Here is a 1,423-nt window from a genome sequence, read left to right as displayed (position 1 = left end):
TCCCGCAATAGCGAGGCCCAGCTATGGACACCCAATAATACGATTAGCTCGCGCGCTTGCGTTTCCGTGATGCCGGTTTCATCGACCAGACGCCGCACGACAATATCGTCCGGCTTGCTAGGCGCTTTGCCCTGTTCGTCAGTCATCATCGTGTCCCTTGACGACCCAACGACAGGGCAGAGGCAATGGTTCCTTCGCCGGAATGACTCGCTAATCCTGTCCGGAAGCGTACACTTCCTTTGGCGCTCGATATTGCAAGGCAACGGGCGCTTGGGAGAGTCGATCACGCTTTCGCCCTACTCGATAAGGGATTGCGTACATGGGGACTCTCTGGGGCGTTGCCGACCCCGAACAACTGGCCGCGCTCGCCGATCTCTTAGCGGAATACGCCAAGGATATGGGTATCTCTGGAGATCAAGAGGCACGCGACCGTTTGGCCGAGCGTATCCTCGCACTGTTCAACCAGGGTGCGACACCTGAGGAAATCAGAAGGCGCTTGGATTCCAGTTCCCGCAGCGCCTTCGCGTTAGGTCGTCCGGCCGGGGGTGGGCGTTGGTACCGGATCGAGGAGTGAAGGCTCATCGATCTGGGTCGGATTTGCTACGGGCAGTACCCCTTCTGGCGTCAGCTTGTCGACTGCTTCGGGCAAATCTTTCGTGATCCTGGCAATCAACTCATCGCGCGACAGACCGGTCTGCATCGAAAGGGAAGTGAGGGTGTCCTCGTCTATTGCCGTCTCCACATCTTTCGGTTCAATCGGCTCGTTGGCTCCGGTACCAACCCACGAATCTACCTTCGATCCCACTCCTGCATTTCTAAAACGGTCCAGGACGTCTCCAAGCGCCGTTCCGGACACACCCTTAGACAGCTGATCCAGGAGCCCGCCCTGCGGATTGTTGGGATCGCGATTTCCTGCGCCGCGGATCAARTCGCCGATYTTGTCGCGATTTTGGTAGGCCAGAACGCCAAGCATYGCGATMGCCAGTCTTCCSAGATTTGCCATTTTGGTACCTCCACCTTTCAAAAGGAGAAGAGCTCAACCGTGCGAAGGTTCCGCTAGCGACGATTATTGGTTTTCCGCGCGTTCGAGGAACCCCGCCAAAGGGACTCGCATGCCGGCAAGGACTACAACCCGCTCTGCTAGGTTAAAACTCAATCAAGGCGCTCGCCGGGCAGGCCGGAAGCGGACTGGCTGCTGCGAGGCTTGGAGTGTAAGAAGCGGACATTCAGACGCCCCTGCATACGCCTGTTCGATGGATCACGCGCACCATTGAGGGTTCGCTGGTGCGGCTCTCGTCGCCCTGGCAGTCGACGAAATCCTGCTTCGCTGATCCGACCACGAAACGGCGGAAGGTCGAGGATTAGACCTGCCAAGGCCACTTCGCGCATTCCTTCCGAACCTGAGTACGACTCAGACCAAGCC

At 58.1% G+C, this 1,423-nt stretch carries 1 protein-coding gene; it reads right to left on the bottom strand.

The window, feature by feature from the left end; genetic code table 11:
- Positions 1-526: 526 nt before the first annotated feature.
- On the bottom strand, positions 527-1,003 hold the full coding sequence (locus ACXJ7R_RS32635; RefSeq protein ID WP_457155395.1) for a YidB family protein: 477 nt from the start codon (positions 1,001-1,003) through the stop codon (positions 527-529).
- Positions 1,004-1,423 lie beyond the last annotated feature (420 nt).

This window comes from Mesorhizobium sp. P5_C1 (assembly GCF_054049815.1).
This window is presented reverse-complemented; position numbering and strand designations above follow the sequence as displayed.